At 73.3% G+C, this 19,977-nt stretch carries 17 protein-coding genes, 2 tRNA genes and 1 riboswitch; of the genes, 7 read left to right on the top strand and 12 right to left on the bottom strand.

All coding sequences use genetic code 11. The features are described from left to right. The first annotated feature begins 356 nt into the window (after positions 1–356). The 4 genes from IE316_RS07175 to IE316_RS07160 all read left to right on the top strand — a co-directional run bounded on the left by IE316_RS07175 (position 357) and on the right by IE316_RS07160 (position 5,425). Positions 357–1,781, top strand: coding sequence for an NsdA family TPR-like regulatory protein (locus IE316_RS07175; RefSeq protein WP_190203256.1), 1,425 nt, complete (start codon positions 357–359; stop codon positions 1,779–1,781). A gap of 176 nt (positions 1,782–1,957) precedes the next feature. Beyond that, positions 1,958–3,160 (top strand): L-2-hydroxyglutarate dehydrogenase, encoded by a 1,203-nt coding sequence (gene lhgD, locus IE316_RS07170; RefSeq protein WP_190203315.1) that lies wholly within the window; start codon positions 1,958–1,960, stop codon positions 3,158–3,160. Positions 3,161–3,173: 13 nt separating this feature from the next. After that, a complete protein-coding gene (gene trmB / locus IE316_RS07165) occupies positions 3,174–4,064 on the top strand; it encodes a tRNA (guanosine(46)-N7)-methyltransferase TrmB (protein WP_190203255.1) in 891 nt (296 codons plus the stop codon). Between the two features lie 38 nt (positions 4,065–4,102). Beyond that, positions 4,103–5,425: a PrsW family intramembrane metalloprotease gene (locus IE316_RS07160; RefSeq protein WP_190203254.1), complete on the top strand. Its 1,323-nt coding sequence runs from the start codon at positions 4,103–4,105 to the stop codon at positions 5,423–5,425. Positions 5,426–5,432: 7 nt separating this feature from the next. On the opposite strand, the gene IE316_RS07155 is transcribed toward IE316_RS07160, so the two are convergent. The 6 genes from IE316_RS07155 to IE316_RS07130 form a co-directional block, all read right to left on the bottom strand. After that, positions 5,433–6,497: a M23 family metallopeptidase gene (locus tag IE316_RS07155; RefSeq protein WP_190203253.1), complete on the bottom strand. Its 1,065-nt coding sequence runs from the start codon at positions 6,495–6,497 to the stop codon at positions 5,433–5,435. Positions 6,498–6,509: 12 nt separating this feature from the next. Next, a riboswitch (cyclic di-AMP (ydaO/yuaA leader) is annotated at positions 6,510–6,668 on the bottom strand. 232 nt (positions 6,669–6,900) lie between these two features. After that, on the bottom strand, positions 6,901–8,112 hold the full coding sequence (locus IE316_RS07150) for a PP2C family protein-serine/threonine phosphatase (RefSeq protein ID WP_229910226.1): 1,212 nt from the start codon (positions 8,110–8,112) through the stop codon (positions 6,901–6,903). Positions 8,113–8,298: 186 nt separating this feature from the next. Further along, positions 8,299–8,372 (bottom strand) — tRNA-Met (locus tag IE316_RS07145). 51 nt (positions 8,373–8,423) lie between these two features. Continuing rightward, a complete protein-coding gene (locus IE316_RS07140; protein WP_190203251.1) occupies positions 8,424–9,647 on the bottom strand; it encodes an alginate lyase family protein in 1,224 nt (407 codons plus the stop codon). A gap of 227 nt (positions 9,648–9,874) precedes the next feature. Further along, positions 9,875–11,005, bottom strand: a complete 1,131-nt coding sequence (locus tag IE316_RS07135; protein WP_190203250.1) for a dihydrofolate reductase family protein — start codon at positions 11,003–11,005, stop codon at positions 9,875–9,877. A 105-nt stretch (positions 11,006–11,110) separates the two neighbouring features. Further along, the gene (locus IE316_RS07130) at positions 11,111–11,671 is read right to left on the bottom strand and encodes a TlpA family protein disulfide reductase (RefSeq protein WP_190203249.1); all 561 of its coding nucleotides are present in this window, start codon (positions 11,669–11,671) and stop codon (positions 11,111–11,113) included. Between the two features lie 129 nt (positions 11,672–11,800). On the opposite strand from IE316_RS07130, the gene IE316_RS07125 reads away from it, so the two are divergent. Both IE316_RS07125 and IE316_RS07120 read left to right on the top strand, forming a co-directional pair. Continuing rightward, on the top strand, positions 11,801–12,277 hold the full coding sequence (locus IE316_RS07125; RefSeq protein ID WP_190203248.1) for a DUF3515 family protein: 477 nt from the start codon (positions 11,801–11,803) through the stop codon (positions 12,275–12,277). A 151-nt stretch (positions 12,278–12,428) separates the two neighbouring features. Beyond that, on the top strand, positions 12,429–13,256 hold the full coding sequence (locus IE316_RS07120; RefSeq protein ID WP_190203247.1) for an alpha/beta fold hydrolase: 828 nt from the start codon (positions 12,429–12,431) through the stop codon (positions 13,254–13,256). Positions 13,257–13,295: 39 nt separating this feature from the next. On the opposite strand, the gene IE316_RS07115 is transcribed toward IE316_RS07120, so the two are convergent. Genes IE316_RS07115 through IE316_RS35360 form a run of 3 tightly spaced genes read right to left on the bottom strand, consistent with a single transcriptional unit; the run spans position 13,296 to position 14,930 of the window. After that, positions 13,296–14,147: a helix-turn-helix domain-containing protein gene (locus IE316_RS07115; protein WP_190203246.1), complete on the bottom strand. Its 852-nt coding sequence runs from the start codon at positions 14,145–14,147 to the stop codon at positions 13,296–13,298. A 23-nt stretch (positions 14,148–14,170) separates the two neighbouring features. Further along, a complete protein-coding gene (locus IE316_RS07110) occupies positions 14,171–14,698 on the bottom strand; it encodes a DUF6879 family protein (protein ID WP_190203245.1) in 528 nt (175 codons plus the stop codon). Beyond that, positions 14,670–14,930, bottom strand: a complete 261-nt coding sequence (locus tag IE316_RS35360; RefSeq protein ID WP_229910225.1) for a hypothetical protein — start codon at positions 14,928–14,930, stop codon at positions 14,670–14,672. The genes IE316_RS07110 and IE316_RS35360 overlap by 29 nt, the downstream gene beginning before the upstream one ends. A 226-nt stretch (positions 14,931–15,156) precedes the next feature. On the opposite strand from IE316_RS35360, the gene IE316_RS07105 reads away from it, so the two are divergent. Further along, positions 15,157–15,330 carry a hypothetical protein gene (locus IE316_RS07105; RefSeq protein WP_190203244.1) on the top strand — a complete coding sequence of 58 codons (174 nt, stop codon included), beginning with the start codon at positions 15,157–15,159 and terminating at the stop codon, positions 15,328–15,330. 251 nt (positions 15,331–15,581) lie between these two features. Here IE316_RS07105 and IE316_RS07100 read toward each other — a convergent pair. From IE316_RS07100 to IE316_RS07090, 3 genes are all read right to left on the bottom strand, one after another. Next, positions 15,582–15,654: transfer RNA gene (locus tag IE316_RS07100), tRNA-Lys, on the bottom strand. Between the two features lie 88 nt (positions 15,655–15,742). After that, entirely contained in the window at positions 15,743–17,281 is a 1,539-nt protein-coding gene (locus IE316_RS07095) for an amino acid permease (RefSeq protein WP_190203243.1), read from the bottom strand. Between the two features lie 125 nt (positions 17,282–17,406). Next, positions 17,407–19,602, bottom strand: coding sequence for a DEAD/DEAH box helicase (locus IE316_RS07090; RefSeq protein ID WP_190203242.1), 2,196 nt, complete (start codon positions 19,600–19,602; stop codon positions 17,407–17,409). Positions 19,603–19,977: the final 375 nt, after the last annotated feature.

The following is a 19,977-nucleotide window of genomic DNA, read 5'->3' as shown; positions in this document are numbered from 1 at the left end:
GACCGCCCGACCGCGTACGGTCCGGGAGACGGGACACGCCTCCCGGACCGGTCCGCCGCCCGCGGGGATGAGAGCGGCGGTGTCCCCCAGCCCACTGGATCCAGTACAGCGGGCCGACCCACGCACGGCCATGGAACCGCTCCCGGGACGGCCCGGCCAGAGCGCACGGGCGGGCGCACGGCCACACATCGGGAGCACACGGCAACGGTGCGTAAGACCCCGTACCTCAGTACGGACCACAATCCCGCCATCCGGAAGAATGCCCCTTAACGCTTGGGATGCGGCGAACTACGCTGGGTTTACGAATGCCGCGTGGTTATGCCAGCGCGGCAGCCGTCTGTGTCGAGGGGTGGCGCATGTCCAGGGAGCAACGCGGGCCGAACGAAAAACTCGGCGCCGTTCTCGCCCTCGCGGGAATCTCCAACGCCGGCCTCGCGCGACGCGTCAACGACCTTGGCGCCCAGCGCGGGTTGACGCTTCGCTACGACAAGACGTCGGTGGCCCGCTGGGTGTCGAAGGGCATGGTGCCGCAGGGCGCCGCGCCGCACCTCATCGCCGCCGCCATCGGCCAGAAGCTCGGCCGCCCGGTGCCGCTGCACGAGATCGGCCTGGCGGACGCGGACCCCGCGCCCGAAGTGGGCCTCGCCTTTCCCCGGGACGTCGGCCAGGCGGTGCGCTCGGCCACCGAGCTGTACCGGCTCGACCTCGCCGGCCGCCGCGCGGGCTCCGGCGGCATCTGGCAGTCGCTCGCCGGTTCCTTCGCGGTGAGCGCCTACGCGACGCCCGCCTCCCGGTGGCTGATAACCCCGGCCGACAGTTCGGTGGCGCGCGACGCGAGCCCCGTCGAGGGCTCCGGCACACCGCTCAAAGTCGGCCACAGCGACGTCCAGAAGCTCCGCGAGGCCGCCGAGGACGCGCGGCGCTGGGACTCCAAGTACGGCGGCGGCGACTGGCGTTCCTCCATGGTCCCCGAGTGCTTACGGGTGGAGGCGGCCCCCCTGCTGCTCGGCGCCTACTCCGACGAGGTGGGCCGCGCCCTGTTCGGCGCGGCGGCCGAGCTGACCCGGCTGGCGGGCTGGATGGCCTTCGACACCGGCCAGCAGGAGGCCGCCCAGCGCTACTACATCCAGGCGCTGCGCCTGGCCCGCGCGGCGGCCGACGTCCCCCTCGGCGGGTACGTCCTGGCATCGATGTCGCTCCAGGCCACCTACCGCGGCTTCGGCGACGAGGGCGTCGACCTCGCGCAGGCCGCCGTGGAGCGCAACCGGGGCCTGGCCACCGCCCGCACCATGAGCTTCTACCGCCTGGTGGAGGCACGGGCGCACGCACGCGCGGGTGACGCCCAGGCGGCCGGCGCCGCGCTGAAGGCGGCCGAGAGCTGGCTGGAGCGGGCCCGCCCCGGCGACAGCGACCCGAGCTGGCTCGGCTTCTACGGCTACGACCGGTTCGCCGCCGACGCCGCCGAGTGCTACCGCGACCTGAAGGCCCCCCGCCAGGTCCGCCGCTTCACCGAGCAGGCGCTGTCCCAGCCCACCGAGGAGTTCGTCCGCTCGCACGGCCTGCGGCTGGTGGTGTCGGCCGTCGCCGAGCTGGAGTCGGGCAACCTGGACGCCGCCTGTGAGCAGGGCGTGCGCGCGGTGGAGGTGGCCGGGCGGATCTCCTCCGCGCGCACCACCGAGTACGTCAAGGACCTCCTGCACCGCCTGGAGCCCTACGGCGACGAGCCCCGCGTGGCCGAGCTGCGCGAGCGCGCCCGCCCGCTGCTGATGGCACCCGCCTGACCCGGCCGGGCGCTCGCGGGTTTGAGGGCATTGTCAGTGGCGCAGTGCACTATCGGACCCGGGAGGTGGAGCAGGTGCGGCCGACAAGCGGACACGACGAACACGGCAGACACGACGAACACGGCGAACACGGCGGACACGGCAGATACCGCGGACACGGCGGATACGACTGCGACGTGCTGGTGATCGGCGGCGGGATCGTCGGCCTGTCGACGGCGTACGCGATCACGCGCGCCGCGCCCGGCACCCGGGTCACCGTGCTGGAGAAGGAGCCCGGCCCGGCCCGCCACCAGACCGGGCGCAACAGCGGCGTCATCCACAGCGGCATCTACTACCGTCCGGGCTCCCTCAAGGCCCGCTTCGCGGTGCGCGGCGCCGCCGAGATGGTCAAGTTCTGCGCCGAGTACGGCATCCCGCACGCCGTCACCGGCAAGCTGATCGTCGCCACCGAGCGCGCCGAGCTGCCCCGCCTGCACGCCCTGGTGCAGCGCGGCCGGGAGAACGGCATCCCGGTGCGCGAGCTGGGCGCCGCCCAGATCGCGGAGTACGAACCGGCCGTCCGCGGCCTGGCCGCGATACACGTCGCGACCACCGGCACCTGCGACTACGTGGCGGTCGCCCGGCAGTTGGCCGACGCCTCGGGCGCGGAGATCCGCTACGGCAGCCAGGTGCTGCGGGTGGACCGCAGACCCGGCCTCGGCGTCGCCGTCCGCACCCGGTCCGGGGAGGTGGTCCGCGGCCGGGTCATGGTCAACTGCGCGGGGCTGCACTGCGACGAGATCGCCCGCGCCACCGGCGACGACCCCGGGATGCGGATCGTGCCGTTCCGGGGGGAGTACTACGAGCTGGCCCGCCCCGAGCTGGTGCGGGGACTGGTGTACCCGGTGCCGGACCCGGCGTTCCCGTTCCTCGGCGTGCACCTCACCCGCGGCATCGACGGCAGCGTCCACCTTGGGCCCAACGCGGTCCCGGCGCTGGCCCGCGAGGGGTACGGCTGGGGCGTGATCCGCCCCCGTGAGCTGGGCGCCACGCTGGCCTGGCCGGGCTCCTGGCACATCGCCCGCCGGCACTGGCGGTACGGCGGCGGGGAGCTGCGCCGCTCGCTGTCCAAGGCGGCGTTCACGGCGGCGGTGCGCAGGATGCTGCCCGCGGTGACGGAGGACGACCTGGTGCCGGCGCCGGCCGGGGTGCGCGCCCAGGCGGTGCTGTCCGACGGCACCCTGGTGGACGACTTCCTGATCCGGGAGACCCCCCGCGCGGTGCACGTGCTCAACGCGCCGTCGCCGGCGGCCACCGCCGCCCTCCCGATCGGCCGCGAGGTGGCCCGCCGGGCCCTGACGGCGCTGGCCGACGACCCCCTGCCGTCGCGCCGCCCGTAAAATCGGACCCATCGTGTCTGAACACCCGCACCCGCACCCCACCCCACCCGAGCCGGGCCGGTCCGCCCCCGAGCCGCCCCGGACCACCCCCGAGCCGACCCGCACCACCCCCGCGCCCGCCCGCCCCAAGGGCGAGCCGCGCTTCCCGGACGGTCCCGCGCCCGATCCCGCCGGTTCCCACTTCGAGCGGCGCATCCGCAGCTTCCAGCCCCGGCGCAGCCGGGTGACCGCCGGCCAGGCGGACGCCCTGCGCAGACTGTGGCCGACATGGGGGCTGGACATCGACGGACAGCGGGTCCTGGACCTGACCGAGCTGTTCGGCAACGACCGCCCGGTGGTGCTGGAGATCGGCTTCGGCATGGGCGAGGCCACCGCCGAGATGGCCGCCGCCGACCCCGGCACCAACATCCTCGCCGTGGACGTGCACACCCCCGGCCAGGGCAATCTGCTGGCGCTCGCCGACCGCAAGGGCCTGGAGAACGTCCGGGTGGGCAACGGCGACGCGATCATCCTGCTGCGCGAAATGCTCGCCCCCGACTCCCTCGCCGGACTGCGGGTCTACTTCCCCGACCCCTGGCCCAAGAAGCGGCACCACAAGCGCCGCCTCATCCAGCCCGAGTTCCTGACGCTGGCCGCCACCCGGCTCCGGCCGGGCGCGCTCGTCCACTGCGCGACCGACTGGGAGCCGTACGCCGAGCAGATGCTGGACGTCCTCACCGCGCACCCCGCGTTCGAGAACACCCGGCCCGACGGCGGCTTCGCACCGCGTCCCGCGTACCGTCCGCTGACCCGTTTCGAGGGCCAGGGACTGGACAAGGGTCATGTGGTGAACGACCTGCTCTTCCGCCGCGTACCGCACCCGGTGGATCATCGACACCAGGACCAGCCCCCCACCGGCGCCTGAAGCCCGGGCGGCGCCCCCGTCTCGTCAGGATCGATGCCGTGGTCACTCCCCCCTGCCCCGCACCCCCCGGTGGTCCCCCCGGCGCCCCGCCCCGCGGCGCGGCGCGTCCCCACTGGTGGCAGCGCCCCTGGGTGCGGTACGCCGCCCTGACCACCCTGCTCGCCCTGTCCGGCCTGGTGATCCTCGCCCTGGTGCGCGAGCAGACCGGCACCGAGGGCTTCCTGGTCGGCCTGGGGCTGGCCGTGCTGCCGGTGCCGCTGCTGCTGGCCGCCTTCCGCTGGCTGGACCGGGTGGCGCCGCGCCCCTGGCGCAACCTGGTGTTCTCCTTCGCCTGGGGCGCCTGCGCGGCGGCCCTGATAGCGATCGTCGCCAACAGCTTCGCCACCCGCTGGATCGCCACGGCCACCGCCGACCCGGCCTCCGCCGACACCCTGGGCGCCACCGTGATAGCGCCGGTCGTGGAGGAGTCCGCGAAGGCCGCGGCGGTGCTGCTGGTCTTCCTGTTCCGGGGGCGGGACTTCACCGGGATCGTCGACGGCGTGGTGATAGCCGGGGTGACCGCGACCGGCTTCGCGTTCACCGAGAACATCCTCTACCTGGGCAACGCCTTCGGCACCGACCAGCTCACCGGCGACACCGGCATCGCCTCCGTCACCGCGGCGACCTTCTTCGTCCGGATCGTCATGTCGCCGTTCGCGCACCCGCTGTTCACGGTGCTCACCGGCATCGGCTTCGGCCTCGCCGCGCTGCGCCCCGACGGCCGCCGGCCGCGGCGGGTGCTGCTGCCGCTGACCGGCCTGCTGCTGGCGATGGGCACGCACGCCCTGTGGAACGGCTCCTCGTCCCTCGGCCAGTACGGCTTCCTCGCGGTGTACGCGACCTTCATGGTGCCCGCGTTCGCGCTGCTGACCTGGCTCGCCGTCTGGACCCGGCAGCGCGAGCTGATCACCGTACGCGAGGAGCTGCCGGTCTACGCGGTGGCCGGCTGGCTGGGGCCCGCCGAGCCGTACGCGCTGGGGTCGATGCGGGCGCGGCGCGCCGCGCGGCGGTACGCCCGCCGGTACGCCGGGCGGGCGGCGGCGCGCACGGTCGCGGAGTACGAGGCGTACGCGACCTCGCTGGCGTTCCTGCGGCACCGGGCCCGCACCGGCCGGGCGGGCGCCGGTTTCCCGGTACGGGAGCGGGAGCTGCTGCTGGAGCTGTGGCACCGGCACGCCCTCGCCCGCCCCGCACTGGACCACGCGGCACGGGCCACGGCCCCGCCGGTGCCGGTGACCGCGCCGCCCTGGCCGGTGTACGGCGGCTACGGCCAGCCGGCGCTGTATCCCCCGTACCAGCAGTACGCCCCGTACCGTCCGTGACCTCGGGTCAGGGGGTGAGGCCCTTGCCCCGCAGCCAGGCCAGCGGGTCGACGCCGGAGTCGGCGCCGTCGGGGTGGACCTCCATGTGGAGGTGGGCGCCGGTGACGTTGCCGGTGGCGCCGACGCGGCCGATGATGTCGCCGGTGCTGACCTTCTGGCCGACGCTGACGCTGATCGAGGACATGTGGCAGTACCAGATCTCGGTGCCGTCGTCGAGGGTGAGGATCGTGCGGTAGCCGTAGGCCCCGGCCCAGCCCGCCTCGGTGATGGTCCCGCTGTGCACGGCCTTGATCAGTGTGCCGGTGGGCGCGGCGAAGTCGAGGCCGGTGTGGTAGCCGGAGGACCAGTAGGGGCCGGCCTGCCCGAAGGTGGAGGTGAGGGTGTACGAGGAGGTCGGCAGCGCGTACTGCGCGGCGAGCGCGGCGAGCCGGGCGGCCTCGGCCTTCTTCGCGGCCTGTGCCGCCGCCCTCTTCTTGGCGGCGGCGGCCTTGGCGGCGGCCGCCTTCTCCGCCTCGGCGGCGTCCGCCGCGGCCTTCTTCGCGGCAGCGGCGGCGGCTTGGGCGGCGGCCTTGCTCGCGACCTGGTCCTGCTGCTGCTCGGCCTGCGCCATGATCCGGGCGCGCAGCGCCTCGCCGGCGGTGGTGCCCCGCTCGCCCTCGGCGGCGGCGACGCCGACCGTACTGAGCGGTGCGGCCGTCGCCTCGGCGGTCCGGTTCTCCTCCTCCTCGTCGTCGGAGATGAGGGAGCCGACGTTCGGCAGGTCGGGCAGGGAGATGGACACCGGCGCCTTGCCGGTCTGCGCGCTGGCCATGCCGCCGGCGCCGACGGCGGCTATGACACCGACGCCGAGAACGGTGGAGCTGCGGGCGAGCCCGCCGCGCTGCTTGGCGACGCGGTGCCGGCCGCGCACGGGACGCACGGAGTCCGCGGTGGGGTTCCACTCCTCGAACGGACCGCCGGAAGGATCGTCCAGGAACCCTTCGCCGGTGCGGAAGTCGCCGTAGCCGCCGGTCTCGGTCTCACGCTGGGTCGGCACGAACGGGGCCTCGGGGGCAGGCCGGTTGGACGCCACGTGGGCGTGCTCCTTTCCTTCCGTCTCCGCCTACCGGGTTAGCTGACGGGTTCGGAGCGGGAAGGTCTCCTACGCGCGTATACGTGCCGTGTGGGCCACTGCCGTATACGCCCGATTCACCCCAAGGTGGTGGTTCCCCGGTTCCCTCGCGGGATTCGGCGCGTGCGCGCGGAGCCGCCTTCTGTGACGGCTGGGACGACCGCGCTGCGTTATCGAACGTTAATAGACCCCGGCCCTCCATTCCAAGCCATTCCTCTTGATCATTAACGATTTCGACACGACCAAGGCCGCACCGGCGGCGAAATCAGGGCGACTTGACCCCGGATCACCGTCCTCCCGCCGCCTGACGGCGCATCGGCCGGGCAGCGGACGGCGGTCGCACCGTCACCGTACGTGACGAGGATCACGGCCGTCGTACGGCGAGCAGCGCCATGTCGTCGGCCATGCCGCCCCCGGAGTGCCGCCGTACGTCCTCGGCGAGCGCGTCGAGGAGGTCGGCGGGGTGCCGGAAGGAGCGGCCGGCCAGCCGTTCCTCGGGGTCGTAGAAGACGCCCCGCGCGTCCCGGGCCTCGGTCACGCCGTCGGTGTAGAGCAGCAGCGTGGCCCCGCCGGGGAACGCGGCCTCGTCGGCCCGGTCGGGCCAGACGCCCAGCTCGCCCATGCCGAGCGGCAGCGCGGTCTCCCGGGCGGCCAGCGCGCGCAGGGTGCCGTCGGCGTAGAGCAGCAGGGGCGGCGGGTGGCCGCGGTTGACGATGCGGACGGTGCCGTCGCCGTGCGGGAGTTCGGCGAGCACGGCGGTGGTGAAGCCCTCGAAGGCGTCCAGTCCCTCGCGCCGGGTGCCCTCGCGGGCCAGCGCCCGTTCCAGCCGCTGGGCCACCGCCTCCAGCGTCGCCTCCTGCTCGGCGGCCTCCCGGAACGCCCCGATCACCACGGCGACGGCGGCGACCGCGCCCATGCCCTTGCCGCGCACGTCCCCCACGATGATCCGGATGCCGCGCGGGCTGTCCTGGACGGCGTACAGGTCGCCGCCGATGAAGGCGTCGGCCTGCGCCGCCTCGTAGCAGGCGGCGATCTCGAAGCCGCCGATCCGTTCGGCGGGCTCGGGCAGCACCGCGCGCTGGGCCGCCTCGGCGATCTCGCGGGCGGAGGCGAGCCGTTCGTCGGTGCGCCGGACGAAGGAGTTGACGAAGACGGCGAGTCCGGCGACCGTCGTGATGGTGACCAGCTCGGTGATGGAGTCGGCGTAGTGGGCGACGCCGTAGGTGACCTGGAGCGAGATCACCGCGGCGACCACGGCGACCCCGGTGAGCAGGGTGCCGCGCCGGGAGTACAGCGGCGCGGCGACCAGGGGCGCGGCGGTGTAGAGGGGGCCCGCGGTGAAGTAGCGCGGGGTGAGGCAGTCGTACGCGACGGCGACGGCGATCAGCAGCACGGGCAGCAGGCGTACGAAGGCCCGGCCCCAGGCCGGCCACCGGCTCCGGGCCGGTACGGCCGGGGCGTCGCCGAGGCCCGGGTCGGGCACCGGATCGCCGAGGCCCGGGTCGGGCACCGGATCGCCGGGCAGCCGGCCGCCGGCCCGGGCGTACGGTCCCTCGTCCACGTCACCAGGCCGCACCACTCGTCTCCCGCCACCCATGCCGTCGCGCCGCTTCCCGTCCCGTCCGTCCGTCCAGGGTCGCGGCGGCGGGGGCGGGGGGCGAGCGGTGGGTGGCCGGACGGGTGACGGGCCCGGTCCTCAAGGCCGGGAACGGGAACGCACCGAGGGCCGGAACCCTTTCGGATTCCGGCCCTCGGCCTTCAGTAGCGGGGACAGGATTTGAACCTGCGACCTCTGGGTTATGAGCCCAGCGAGCTACCGAGCTGCTCCACCCCGCGTCGTTGTGTCACCAGTGTACGTCATGTCCGGGGCGGTCGGCACATCGGTGCTCAGCGGCCCGGGTTGCCGGCGTGGGTCAGGGTCTCCCAGGAGACGAACAGGTCGTCGGTGCCGGCGGGCCGGGTGGCGGCGGCGAGCCGGTGCGCGGCGGGCACGGAGAGCCCGCGCCGGTTCTCCAGGTGGTTGAGGGCGACCTCCAGGTCGGGCCCCAGGTTCCGCTCGACCTTCCCCGCGCACAGCCACCGGGGCGCGGGCCCGGGGGACATCTGCTGGGCGGCGTGCAGCTCCAGCGCGGCCCGCAGCCGTTCCTCGACGCCGTCGCCGTACAGGTCGACGCCCTGGTGCCAGGCGGTCTCGGCGATGTGCGCGGTGGCGGCGATCGAGTAGCCGACGTGCGCGAAGTTCCGGCAGGTCTCCTGGGTGACGCCGTCCTTGTACGTGGTCTGCCTGAACCAGTACGCGGTGAGCCGCTTCGGGGTGTCGATGCTGCTGCCGGCCGGGGTGAGCGGCAGTCTGCCGTCCTTCTCCAGGTAGAAGTAGGCGGGCACCCGCTCCCGGAACCGCTGCAGGGCGTCGTTGAACGTCTTGCGGTCGTCGAGGAACACGGCGGCGGAGATCGCCCCGTCGGTGGTGATCAGGTCCCAGTTGCCGTTGAAGTCGGGGGCCTTCCGGGTCACCTTCGGCAGGTGGGCGGTGCGCAGCATCTTCTCGAACCGCCGCACCCGCTCCTTGGGCCATCCCCCGCCCGGGGTGTGCCGGATCAGCTCGGCGGCGCGCGCCCAGGAGGAGGCGGTCCACCCGGCCTGGAGCCCGGCGTTCTCCCCGGTGTGCCGGGTGAGCCGCGCCGACCAGGCGTCCATGATCCCGCGGGCCTTCGCGGCGTGCTGCCGCTTGCCGGTGACCGCGAACAGCAGGGCCTGCGTGTAGGCGGCGATGGCGTCCGCGCGCTCCTCCGCGCAGCCCCGCCCGGCCGCGGCCCCCGCGGGGCAGGAGACGGTCCGGAAGGGCCGGGCCCGGTACCGGTACGACCCGTACGCGCTGTCCCGCATGGTCAGGTACGCGGAGAGCCAGGGCTGCCGCCCGGCGGTCGTGTTCTTGCGTACGGTGTCCAGTTGCGCCTCGCTGACCAGTACGCCGGGGTGGGTGAACTCGGCGTCGGCGGGCAGCGCCCGTACCGAGGCCCGGTGCCCCGTCTCCTGCCCGCACGCGGCGACCGTTCCCGCCACCAGGGACGCGGCCACCAGCGCCGCCACCCGTCCGCCCACTGCCCTCATGGCCACCTCCGCGTGTCCTCCGGCCGGCTCCCTGGCAGCGTGCCCGGGCCGGGACCGCCCCGCAGGCGGGGTTGGGCCGATCGGCCCCGTCAGCCGAGCAGGTGGCGGTTGCGCGCCATGGCGCGCGCCTCGCGTACGCGGGCAGGACGATCGGCCCCGTCAGCCGAGCAGGTGGCGGTTGCGCGCCATGGCGCGCGCCTCGTACGCGGACAGGACGATCGGCCCCGTCAGCCCAGCAGGTGGCGGTTGGGCGCCTTGGCCCGTGCCTCGTACGCGGGCAGGACGAGGACCTCGGTGCCGGCGGCGCGCAGCAGCCCGCTGCCGTCGGCGTCCGTCACGAAGGTGTCCGGCTCCCGCCAGGCGGTGACGACCCGGCGCACCCCCGCGTCGAGGATGAGCCGGGCGCAGGGCGCGGGCCGGGAGGCGCGGCGGGCGCAGGGTTCGAGGCTGGAGTACACGGTCGCGGCCGCGAGCCGGGGGTCGGCCGGGTCGATCTTGGCGAGGGCGGCCTCCTCGGCGTGCACGACGGCGTCCCCGCCCTCCCGGGAGTGCCCGCGCGCCAGTTCGGTCCCGTCGGCGGCGACCACGACCGCCCCGACGCTGAACGCGGTGCCGGACGGTGGGCAGAGTTCCGCCAGCTCGCAGGCGAGGGCGAGCCAGTGCCGGTCGGCGGCGGACACCTCACCGTCGGTGCCGGGCGCGGTGGGCAGGTACCGCGTCAGCACCACGTCCTCGATCCGCCGCGTCTCCACCAGCCGCAGCCGGCCCCGCTGGTACCCGCCCGGCCCGAACAGCCGGGGCGCTCCGGGGTCGCCGACCAGCAGCGGCGCGAGGACGAGCTGCAACTCGTCGGCGAGGCCCTGCCGCAGCAGTTGCGTATGGACGGTGCCGCCGCCCTCGACCATCAGCCGCCGCACGCCCCGGCGGTCGTGCAGGTGCTCCAGCGCCGCCCGCCACTCGATGGCGTCCCCGAGCGCCACGACCTCGGCACCGATGCCGAGCGCACGCGCCCGCGCGGCACCCGCGTCGGTGGTGAGCAGCACTTTCTCCCCTCCGGTGTGCCAGAACGCGGCCCCCGGGTCCAGCTCCCCCGACCCGCTGACGGTCACCTTCAGCGGGTACTCCGCCCACCCCCGCGCCACCCGCGCGGCCCGCCGCTCGGCCGAGCGCACCAGCAGTCGCGGATCGTCGGCCCGGATCGTCCCCGCCCCCACCAGGATCGCGTCCACCCCCGCCCGCACCTCGTCGACCCGCTCGAAGTCGGCGGGCCCGGACAGCAGCAGCCGCTCGGGACCGGTGTCGTCCAGATACCCGTCGAGGGAGACGGCGGCGGACAGCAGGACGTACGGAAGCGGCATGGACGGACTCCGGTCGCTCGGACGGACGGACATCCCCCACGCTACGAGAGCCACCGCCCGCCCCGGCCGGCCGAGCCGCGCCCTCACCGGCGACGGCGCGCCGCCTCAGGACGACGGCAGCAACGGCCGGACGACCCTCTTCAGCTCCGCCTCCCCGATCGCCCCGATCCGCGCCGCCGCGATCCGCCCCTCGGGGTCGACCACGATCGTGAACGGGTACGCGGCGAGGTTGACCAGGCCCTTCGGCAACCGGAGGAGCTGACGGCCCCGCGGGTCGTGCAGGCTCGGGTACGCCAGCCGCGTCTCCTTCTCGAAGGCGCGCGCCGCGCCGACGGAGGTGTCCGCGTTCACCCCCATCACCCGGAGGCCCTTGTCGTACAGCTCCTCGTGCACCCGTGACAGCCCCGGTGCCTCGGCGCGGCACGGACCGCACCAGGACGCCCACGCGTTGACCACGACCACCTTCCCCCGCAGCCCCTTCAGACTCACCCGGTCACCGTCCACGCTCTCCCCGGACAGCTCGGGCATCGCGACCCGGTCGGCCGGCGCGTAGGACTTCAGCGGCGCGGCCCCACGGCTCTCGTCCTCGGGCCCCGGCGACGCCGAGCAGCCCACCAGCACAGCGAGCAGAAGGACAGCGGCAGTTGAGGCCCGTAGCGTCTTCATGACCGGTGAGCATGTCACCCGCACGGCACAGGGCACGCACCCTCCCCTCGCACGACCGGCCTCACTCCATGCCGTATAACGTGCCGTCCGGTCCTCATCGCCGTACCGCCGGGAGACGAACCGTTGAACATGCTGAGCAAGCGCGTCTCCCTCTCCCTGGCAGCCCTGGTCCTGACCGCCGCGGCGACGGCCGCCTTCCTCGTCGCCAGGGACCCCGGGTACGACATCCGGCCCGGTGCCGAGGCCGGCGACTCCCAGTGCCGTCGCATCACCGGGAGCGCCCCCGGCGAACTGGCGGGACAGCCCCGTCACGGCACCGGCTCACCCGGTGTCGTCGTCTGGGGAGACCGCGACATCGTCCTGCGCTGCGGCATCCCCGGACCCGGGCCCACCACCGACCCGTGCTTCGCCGTGGACGGCGTCGACTGGGTCATCGACAGCGCTCGGTCCGACCGGACCCAGAAGGTGATCATCAGCTACGGCCGCGCGCCGGCCACCGAAGTCACCTTCGCCCACCCCATGGACACGCTCGACGCCGCCCTCATCGACCTGTCGGCCCTCATCGCGCCCATCGAGCAGACGCAGCGGTGCGTCGCGTCCGACTGATCCGGCCGGACCGGCCCACCGGCTGACGCCCGTCGCACGCCGCGGCCCCATGGACCGCCGATACCGAGAGTGACGCTTCGAATGGTGGCTCCCGGGCGCTCGGGCGATCCTGCTCGCAGGGGCGGGGCGGACCACCAGCGAAAGGTTGATCATGCCTGTCTGCACGACCCGCGACGGCGTCGACATCTTCTACAAGGACTGGGGCGAGGGCCGCCCGGTGGTGTTCATCCACGGCTGGCCGCTCAACGGCGACGCCTGGCAGGACCAGCTCAAGGCCGTGGCCGACGCGGGCTTCCGCGGCATCGCCCACGACCGCCGGGGACACGGCCGCTCCACGCCCGTCTGGGACGGCTACGACTTCGACACCTTCGCCGACGACCTCAACGACCTGCTCGCCTCCCTCGACCTGCGGGACGTCACCCTGGTCGCGCACTCCATGGGCGGCGGCGAACTGGCCCGCTACATCGGCCGGCACGGCACCGTGCGGCTGCGCTCGGCGGTGCTGCTGTCCGCGATCCCGCCCGTGATGGTCAGGTCCGACACCAACCCCGAGGGCGTCCCCGAGGAGGTGTTCGAGTCCATCAAGGCCGGCATCGTCGCCGAGCGCTCGCAGTTCTGGAAGGACACCGCGGAGGGCTTCTTCTCCGCCGACCGGCCGGGCAACCGGGTCACCCAGGGCAACAAGGACGCCTTCTGGTACATGGCGATGGCGCAGACCATCGAGGGCGGCGTGCGCTGCGTGGACGCCTTCGCCTACACCGACTTCACGGACGACCTGCGCAAGTTCGACATCCCCACCCTCGTCGTGCACGGCGACGACGACCAGGTGGTCCCGCTCGACGCCACGGGCCGCAAGACCGCCGAGATCGTCCGCGACGCCGAACTCAAGGTGTACGAGGGCGGCTCCCACGGCATCGCACTGGTGCCGGGCGACAAGGAGCGGTTCAACGCGGACCTGCTGGGGTTCCTCCGCCGGTGACCGCACCACCCGGCCGACGAACGGCGAAGCGCCCAGGGGTCAGCGCAGAGCTTCGATCGCCCGGAGGACGAGGGCTCGTGCGGCGGCGCCGTACACGGCCATGCTGCGCAACTGCTCGAACGCCCGCAGGTACATCTCCACTTCGGACGGCTGGGTGACCTGGACCCTGGCCGTCATCAATTCCACGGAGACCAGTCGGTCGTCGTAGACGTGGAAGAGTTCCTGCGGCCACAGGGCGCGCTGCTGAGTCGCGGCGGGGATGATGCCGAGGGAGACCGAGGGGAGGGCGCCGGCCGTGAGGAGGTAACCGAGCTGTGCGGCCATGGCGTCATCGTTTCCGAGCCGGTAGTAGAGAACGCTCTCTTCGATGACCATGACGAAGCGATGGCCGCGCTCGTGCACGATCTTCGAGCGTTCTAGGCGGGCGGCGGCGGCCTGGTCGGCGTCGTTGGGGATCTGGAGCAGCTCGGCGACGTTGGACAGTACTGCTCGTGCATAGCCCTCGGTCTGGAGAAGGCCGGGAACGAGGGTGGGCGAGTAGATGCGGAAGAGTTCTGTGGCCCGGTAGAGGTCGACGTAGCTGTCCTGGAGTCGCCTGAGCCCCGCACGAACCTGGCGGCGCCACTCCGTGTAGGCCGACTCGGCGTCGCGTGACTGGGCGATGATGTCCTCGGCCTGATCCGGAGCACCGCACGCCGCGCACCAGCGGCGGATGTCCTCGGGGGTCGGCGGGGTGCGGCCGTTCTCCAGGCGGGACGTCTTGGGGTGGGTCCAGCCGCAGCGGCCGGCCAGCTCGCTGCCCGTCAGACCGGCGTCGGCGCGCAGCTCCCGCAGCCGCCGCGCGACGCGCTCGCGGGCGACCTGGGCCGAGGAGGACGGAGAGGTGGCCATGTGCTGTTGCTGGACCCTTCGGGTTACCTGATCTCGTATTCGTCGTGCGGTACTGCCCGTTTCCACACAGCCTCGAAGGCGGTGGCGCACAGCCGCGCGGCAGCCGGGTCATCACTGATCTCGCCCGGCGCGGAAGCTCCGTCGCCGGTGAAGTGGTTCCAGCGGACGAGCCGGTTGTCGATCAGCCAGAAGTCGTTGCCCGGCAGCGCGATGTCGGAGGCACGGCGGCGCGGCAGCCAGCGGACCTGTTCACCGGCCGCGACGTTCGCCGCCGTTCCCGCGTGCTCGTACCGGATGTAGTCGCTCACCGGCTCAGACACGATGCGGGCCCGGCGCACCACCACACCCCGGGTCACGAGGCCGCGGATCAAGTCGGTCCATGGCCGCCAGTACTCCGAGTCGGGGTCGGCGTCGGCCTGCCCCGTGGCCTTCCAGTGAGCGAAAGCGTCGACCTCCGTGGCCACGCTGTAACAGTCCCTCATCTCAAGATGGACGGCCGACCGCTGGGCGCCACCGAGAAGTTCAGCGAAGCTCGGCACGCTCTGCGACATCACACGCCTCCCTGAGAATCGGCACCATACGGGCGGGGACCCGGACGACCTGCTCGTGGTCAGGGATGCCGACCGCGTGGCCTGGCGCCTGGAACGCGGCGCACTCGGCGTTCGTAGCCGCGTCCGGCTTCCATCCCTGGATGACCAGTTCGCCCCTGCGCTCGTCGACCCACACGGTGGGGCTCTCTCCTTGCCCAGTGCTGGGGTCGATGCCGATGAACCGTAGTGACATCGCTACCTCCGACGCTCGCTGTGTGCACGGATGTTCACACCGTGACCGACGGCGTCTACCCCGGTCAAGGGCGCCAAGGGGTGCACACCCTGCGGCAGACAGATCCCGCGAACAATCGTGAACATCACTGGAGGTGCCGCACATCACAGCTCTAGCGTCGTGGTCCACGTGAAACCCCGGCGGCCGCGCGAACGGCCCCGGGCATGGACGACTGAACGGAGTCGACGTGCGCGAGCGCAAAACACCCGCACCCACCCCGGCAGCCCCCCACTGCGCCACCTGCGCGCGCCACGAGGCATCCGCCGCGCAGGCCACGGAAGAGCGCGACTACTCCCGCGCGACCGACGAACGCGTCCTCCTCGCCCGGCACCGGCACAGCGCCCACGGGGGCGGCCGGTGACCGCGGAGCCGGTGCGGCTGATGACCATGCGCGTCACCCGCATCCGCGACGGCCGCGTGATCGAGCAGCGACCCGAGGTACGCGTCACCGCGCGCACGCCTCTCGACCCGTTCCATTTCGCGTCGGCATGGCCGCCGTGCCAGTGCCCGAGGCACCGGGAGAACGCCCACTAGCCCCGCAGATGGCGGCGCGGAGGGGGGAGAACGGGCACGCCCCCAGCTCGAAGTACCTCTGAGCTGGGGGCGCTTCCGTAGGCCCTGTGGGACTCGAACCCACAACCAATGGATTAAAAGTCCACTGCTCTGCCAATTGAGCTAAGGGCCCAGGCGATGGTGCCAACCCGAGCATAGCCCGACGTGGCCGCAACTCCGATCGGGTATCGGGGACACGGCCCTGTCGGGGGTGCGGGGTGTCAGGGGTCGAGGGGCTCGGGGGCGTTCGCGTGGGCCGTCGCGCGGGCGCGGGTGCGTTCGTGGTCGGGGTTGAGGAACCAGTGGCGGGCCGAGGCCAGCCACCAGGTCGCCGCGAAGCCGAGGACGACGAGGACGGCGACCGGGGCGTAGTTGAAGGTCTCCCAGGTCACCGGGGAGACCTGGGGCAGCATGAAGAGGACGGTGATCACCAGGACCCAGGCGACCGCCAGGATGCCGATCGGCCGGGACCAGCGGCCCAGGTGCCACGGGCCCCGTTCGAACGCGGCGCCCTTGCGGACCCGCAGCAGGGTCGGCACGACGTACGCGATGTAGAGGCCGATGACGGCGATGGAGGTCACCGCGGCGTACGCCGTGACGTTGATCAGGTACGGCAGGCCGAGGGCGAGGGCGGCCAGCGCGGCCAGCCACACCGCGGCGACCGGGGTGCGGGTGCGCGGGTGGACCGTGTGCCAGACGCGGGAGAAGGGCAGCGCGCCGTCGCGGGAGAAGGCGTAGATCATGCGGCTGTTGGCGGTGACCGAGGCCAGGCCGCAGAAGAGCTGGGCGCCGATGATGACGAGCAGGAGCAGTTCGCCGGCCGTCGCGCCCAGGGCGTCCAGCAGGATCTGGGCGGGCGGGGCGCCGGTCGGGGAGTCCAGGGCACCCTCGTAGGACTGGATGGCGAAGGTGAAGCCCAGCAGCAGGACGAAGCCGGCGATCCAGGAGGTCCAGATGGAGCGGACGATGCCCTGCGGGCCGGCCGTGGCGGCGTCCCGGGTCTCCTCCGTCATATGGGCGGAGGCGTCGTAGCCGGTGAAGGTGTACTGGGCCATGAGCAGGCCGAGCAGGACCACGTACGGGCCGCTGGACCAGCCGGTGTTGTTGACGAACTCGCCGAACACGAACGACGCCGGCCGGTGCCGGTCGGGCGCGAAGGTCAGCGCGCCGACGATGACCAGGACGCCGACGACGTGCCACCACACGCTGACGCTGTTCAGCAGGCCCACGATGCGCACGCCGAAGGTGTTGAGCAGCCCGTGCAGCAGCAGGATGGCGGCGAAGAGGAGGACCGTGCGGCCGGGCGTGACCTCGAAGCCGAACTGGAGGTTCAGGTAGGCGCCGAGGAAGGACGCCGCGCCGAAGTCGATGCCGGCGGTCACGGCGACCTGCCCGAGCACGTTGAACCACCCCGTGAACCACGCCCAGGCCGCCGCCGTACGCGGGGGCGCCAGGCGGTGGGCCCAGAAGTACAGGCCCGCCGAGGTCGGGTACGCCGAGCAGATCTCGGCCATCGCCAGGCCGACGACCAGCGTCATCAGGCCCACCGCGACCCAGCCCCAGGTGATCACGGCGGGGCCGCCGGTGTTCATGCCGAAGAGGTAGAGGGTCATGCAGCCCGACAGGACCGAGATGATGGTGAAGGAGACCGCGTAGTTGGAGAACGCCGACATACGGCGGGCCAGGACCTGGGTGTAGCCGAGCTGGGCCAGGCGTTCCTCGTCCGTCGTCGGCGCGCTCGCTCGGGCGTCTTCTGTCATGTCCCCAGCGATGCCCACCGGTGGGACATGACACACGTCACACGGGAACGCCGTGGCCCCCACCCGGATCGGGTGGGGGCCACGGCGTTCGCTACCGGCTACCGGCTATCAGCTACCGGCGGGGATCAGCCGTTGCGCTTCCAGCGCGGCTTGTCCTCGCGGCGGCCGAAGGACGACGTACCGCGGTGGTCGTCGCGGCGGCCGTACGGACGGTCGCCGGCGCCCGAGCGGAAGCCGGGGCGGTCGCCCTGGCGGTCGCGGTTGAACGGACGGTCGCTGCCCCGGTGACCGGTGCGGTCGTCGCGGCGGAAGCCACCGCGGTCCTCCCGGCGCTCGAACGGACGGCCACCGCGGTCGCCGCGCTCACCGCCACGGTCGGTGCGGTCGGCACGGTCGTCGCGGCGGAAGCCGCCCCGGTCGTCCCGGCGCTCGAACGGACGGCCACCACGGTCACCGCGGTCGGCACGGTCGTCCCGGCGGAAGCCGCCGCGGTCGTCACGGTCGGTGCGGCGGAAACCGCCCCGGTCGTCACGGCGCTCGAACGAACGCCCGCCCCGGTCGTCGCGGTCGTTGCGGCGGAAGCCACCACGGTCGCCGCCGCGGTCGTCCCGGCGGTCGAAGCCACGGTCACGGTCACGGTCGCGGTCCCGGTTGAAACCGCCCCGGTCGTCACGGCGCTCGAACGAACGCCCGCCACGGTCACCCCGGTCACCCCGGTCGTCGCGGCGGAAGCCGCCCCGGTCGTCGCGGCGCTCACGCCGCTCGTACGGCGCGGAGGCACCCTCCGGACGCTCGGTGCGCTCGGGACGCTCCACCCGCTCGACGTCCCGCGCCACGGGCTGCTCCGGCACCGACACCTCGACGGCCTCGGACGCGGCGACGGTGGCCTCGGCGACCGCCACGGCCGGGTCCTCGCCCCGCTCGCGGGCGGCCCTGGCGACCAGCCGGTCCGCCTCCTCGCGCAGCTCGGCCGCGCGGCGCTGGGCGCGCTCCAGCTCCTTGGTGAGCTGGGCGACCTCGCGCTCGGCCTGCTGGGCGGCGTTGCCCGCCGACTCGGCCTGCACCTCGGTCATGGACCGGGCGCCGGTGATCTCGGCGACCTCCGGGTCGAAGGCCGCGCCGCCCTGGATGATGTGCCGCCCGGCGTCGACGCCCGCGTCCTCCATCAGCCGGAAGATCTGGCGCCGCTGGTGCGGCAGGGAGAGGGAGACCACCGTGCCGGTACGGCCCGCGCGGGCGGTACGGCCGGCCCGGTGCAGGTAGTCCTTGTGGTCGCCGGCCGGGTCCACGTTGAGGACCAGGTCGATGCCGTCGACGTGGATGCCGCGGGCGGCGACGTCGGTGGCGACCAGGCAGTTGACGTAGCCGTCCTTGAAGTCGGCCAGCGTCCGGGTGCGGGCGCCCTGGGTCATGCCGCCGTGCAGCGCCTCGGCCTTGACCCCGGCCTCGCGGAGCTGGTCGGCGACGCGGTCGGCGCCGAGCTGGGTGCGGACGAAGATGATGGTGCGGCCCTTGCGGGAGGCGATGGCCGCGGTGACCGGCGCCTTGTCCTTGGGCTTCACGATCAGGATGTGGTGCGACATGGTCGTCACCGCGCCCTGCGCCGCGTCGACCTCGTGGGTGGCCGGGTTCTTCAGGTACCGGTCGACGAGGGTCTTGATCTCGTTCTCCATGGTGGCGGAGAAGAGCATCCGCTGACCGCCCGCCGGGACCTGGTCGAGCAGCTCGGTGACCTCGGGCAGGAAGCCCAGGTCGGACATCTGGTCGGCCTCGTCGAGGACGGTGATCTCGACGTTCTCCAGGGAGCAGGCGCCGCGGTTGATGATGTCGCGCAGCCGGCCCGGGGTGGCGACCAGCACGTCGACGCCCTTCTCCAGGGCGTAGATCTGGTTGCCCATGGAGGTGCCGCCGCACACGACCTTCATCTTCAGGCCGAGGACGTCGCCGTACGGCTGGAGCGCGTCGGCGACCTGCATGGCCAGCTCGCGGGTGGGGGTCAGGATGACGGCCCGGGGCTTGTGCTTCTCGGTGCGGCCGCCGGCCAGCGTGGCCAGGGTCGGCAGACCGAAGGAGAGGGTCTTGCCGGAGCCGGTGCGGCCCCGGCCGAGGATGTCCTTGCCGGCCAGGGCGTCCGGGATGGTCGCGGCCTGGATCGGGAAGGGGCTGGTCACGCCGTTCTGCGCGAGCTTGCGCACGACGCCCTCGGGCAGACCGAGGTCCGCGAAGGACGTCTCGGGGGCCTCGGGAGCCTCGACGGCGGGGGTGGTGTCCTCGGCGTCGTTCTCGGGCACGACGGCGTGATCAGTACTGGTGATGGACATACGAATGCGAAACCTTCCGGAGTCTCTCGTCGGCACGCGCCCGTCAACTCCGTGATTCGCGATTCGCAATACGACCGCCTCTATGCGGTCCACCACGGCAAGGGAGAGAGTACGCGCCACACGGCGCGCTCTGCGGTGGCGCCGGGCAAATGGGATCAAACGATCTGCCAGCATACGCACCCCTGCCCCCGGAACGCAAACCGGGTCCCTGCGGCCCCCGAAGCGGACCGGCACGCCCGCCTCGGGAACGCCGGTTCCCGAACCGGCACACCCGCTGCGGGAACGCCGGCTCCCGGGGCGGTACGCCCACCTCAGACACCGGTCCTCAGACACCGCTCCTCAGACCCGCGGCCCACCCCAGGCACCGCCCCTCAG

Origin of the sequence: Streptomyces fumanus (genome assembly GCF_014655295.1) — a bacterium.
GTDB classification, from domain to species: domain Bacteria; phylum Actinomycetota; class Actinomycetes; order Streptomycetales; family Streptomycetaceae; genus Streptomyces; species Streptomyces fumanus.
The sequence above is the reverse complement of the archived record's forward strand: the minus strand, read 5'-3'. Positions and strand labels throughout refer to the sequence as shown.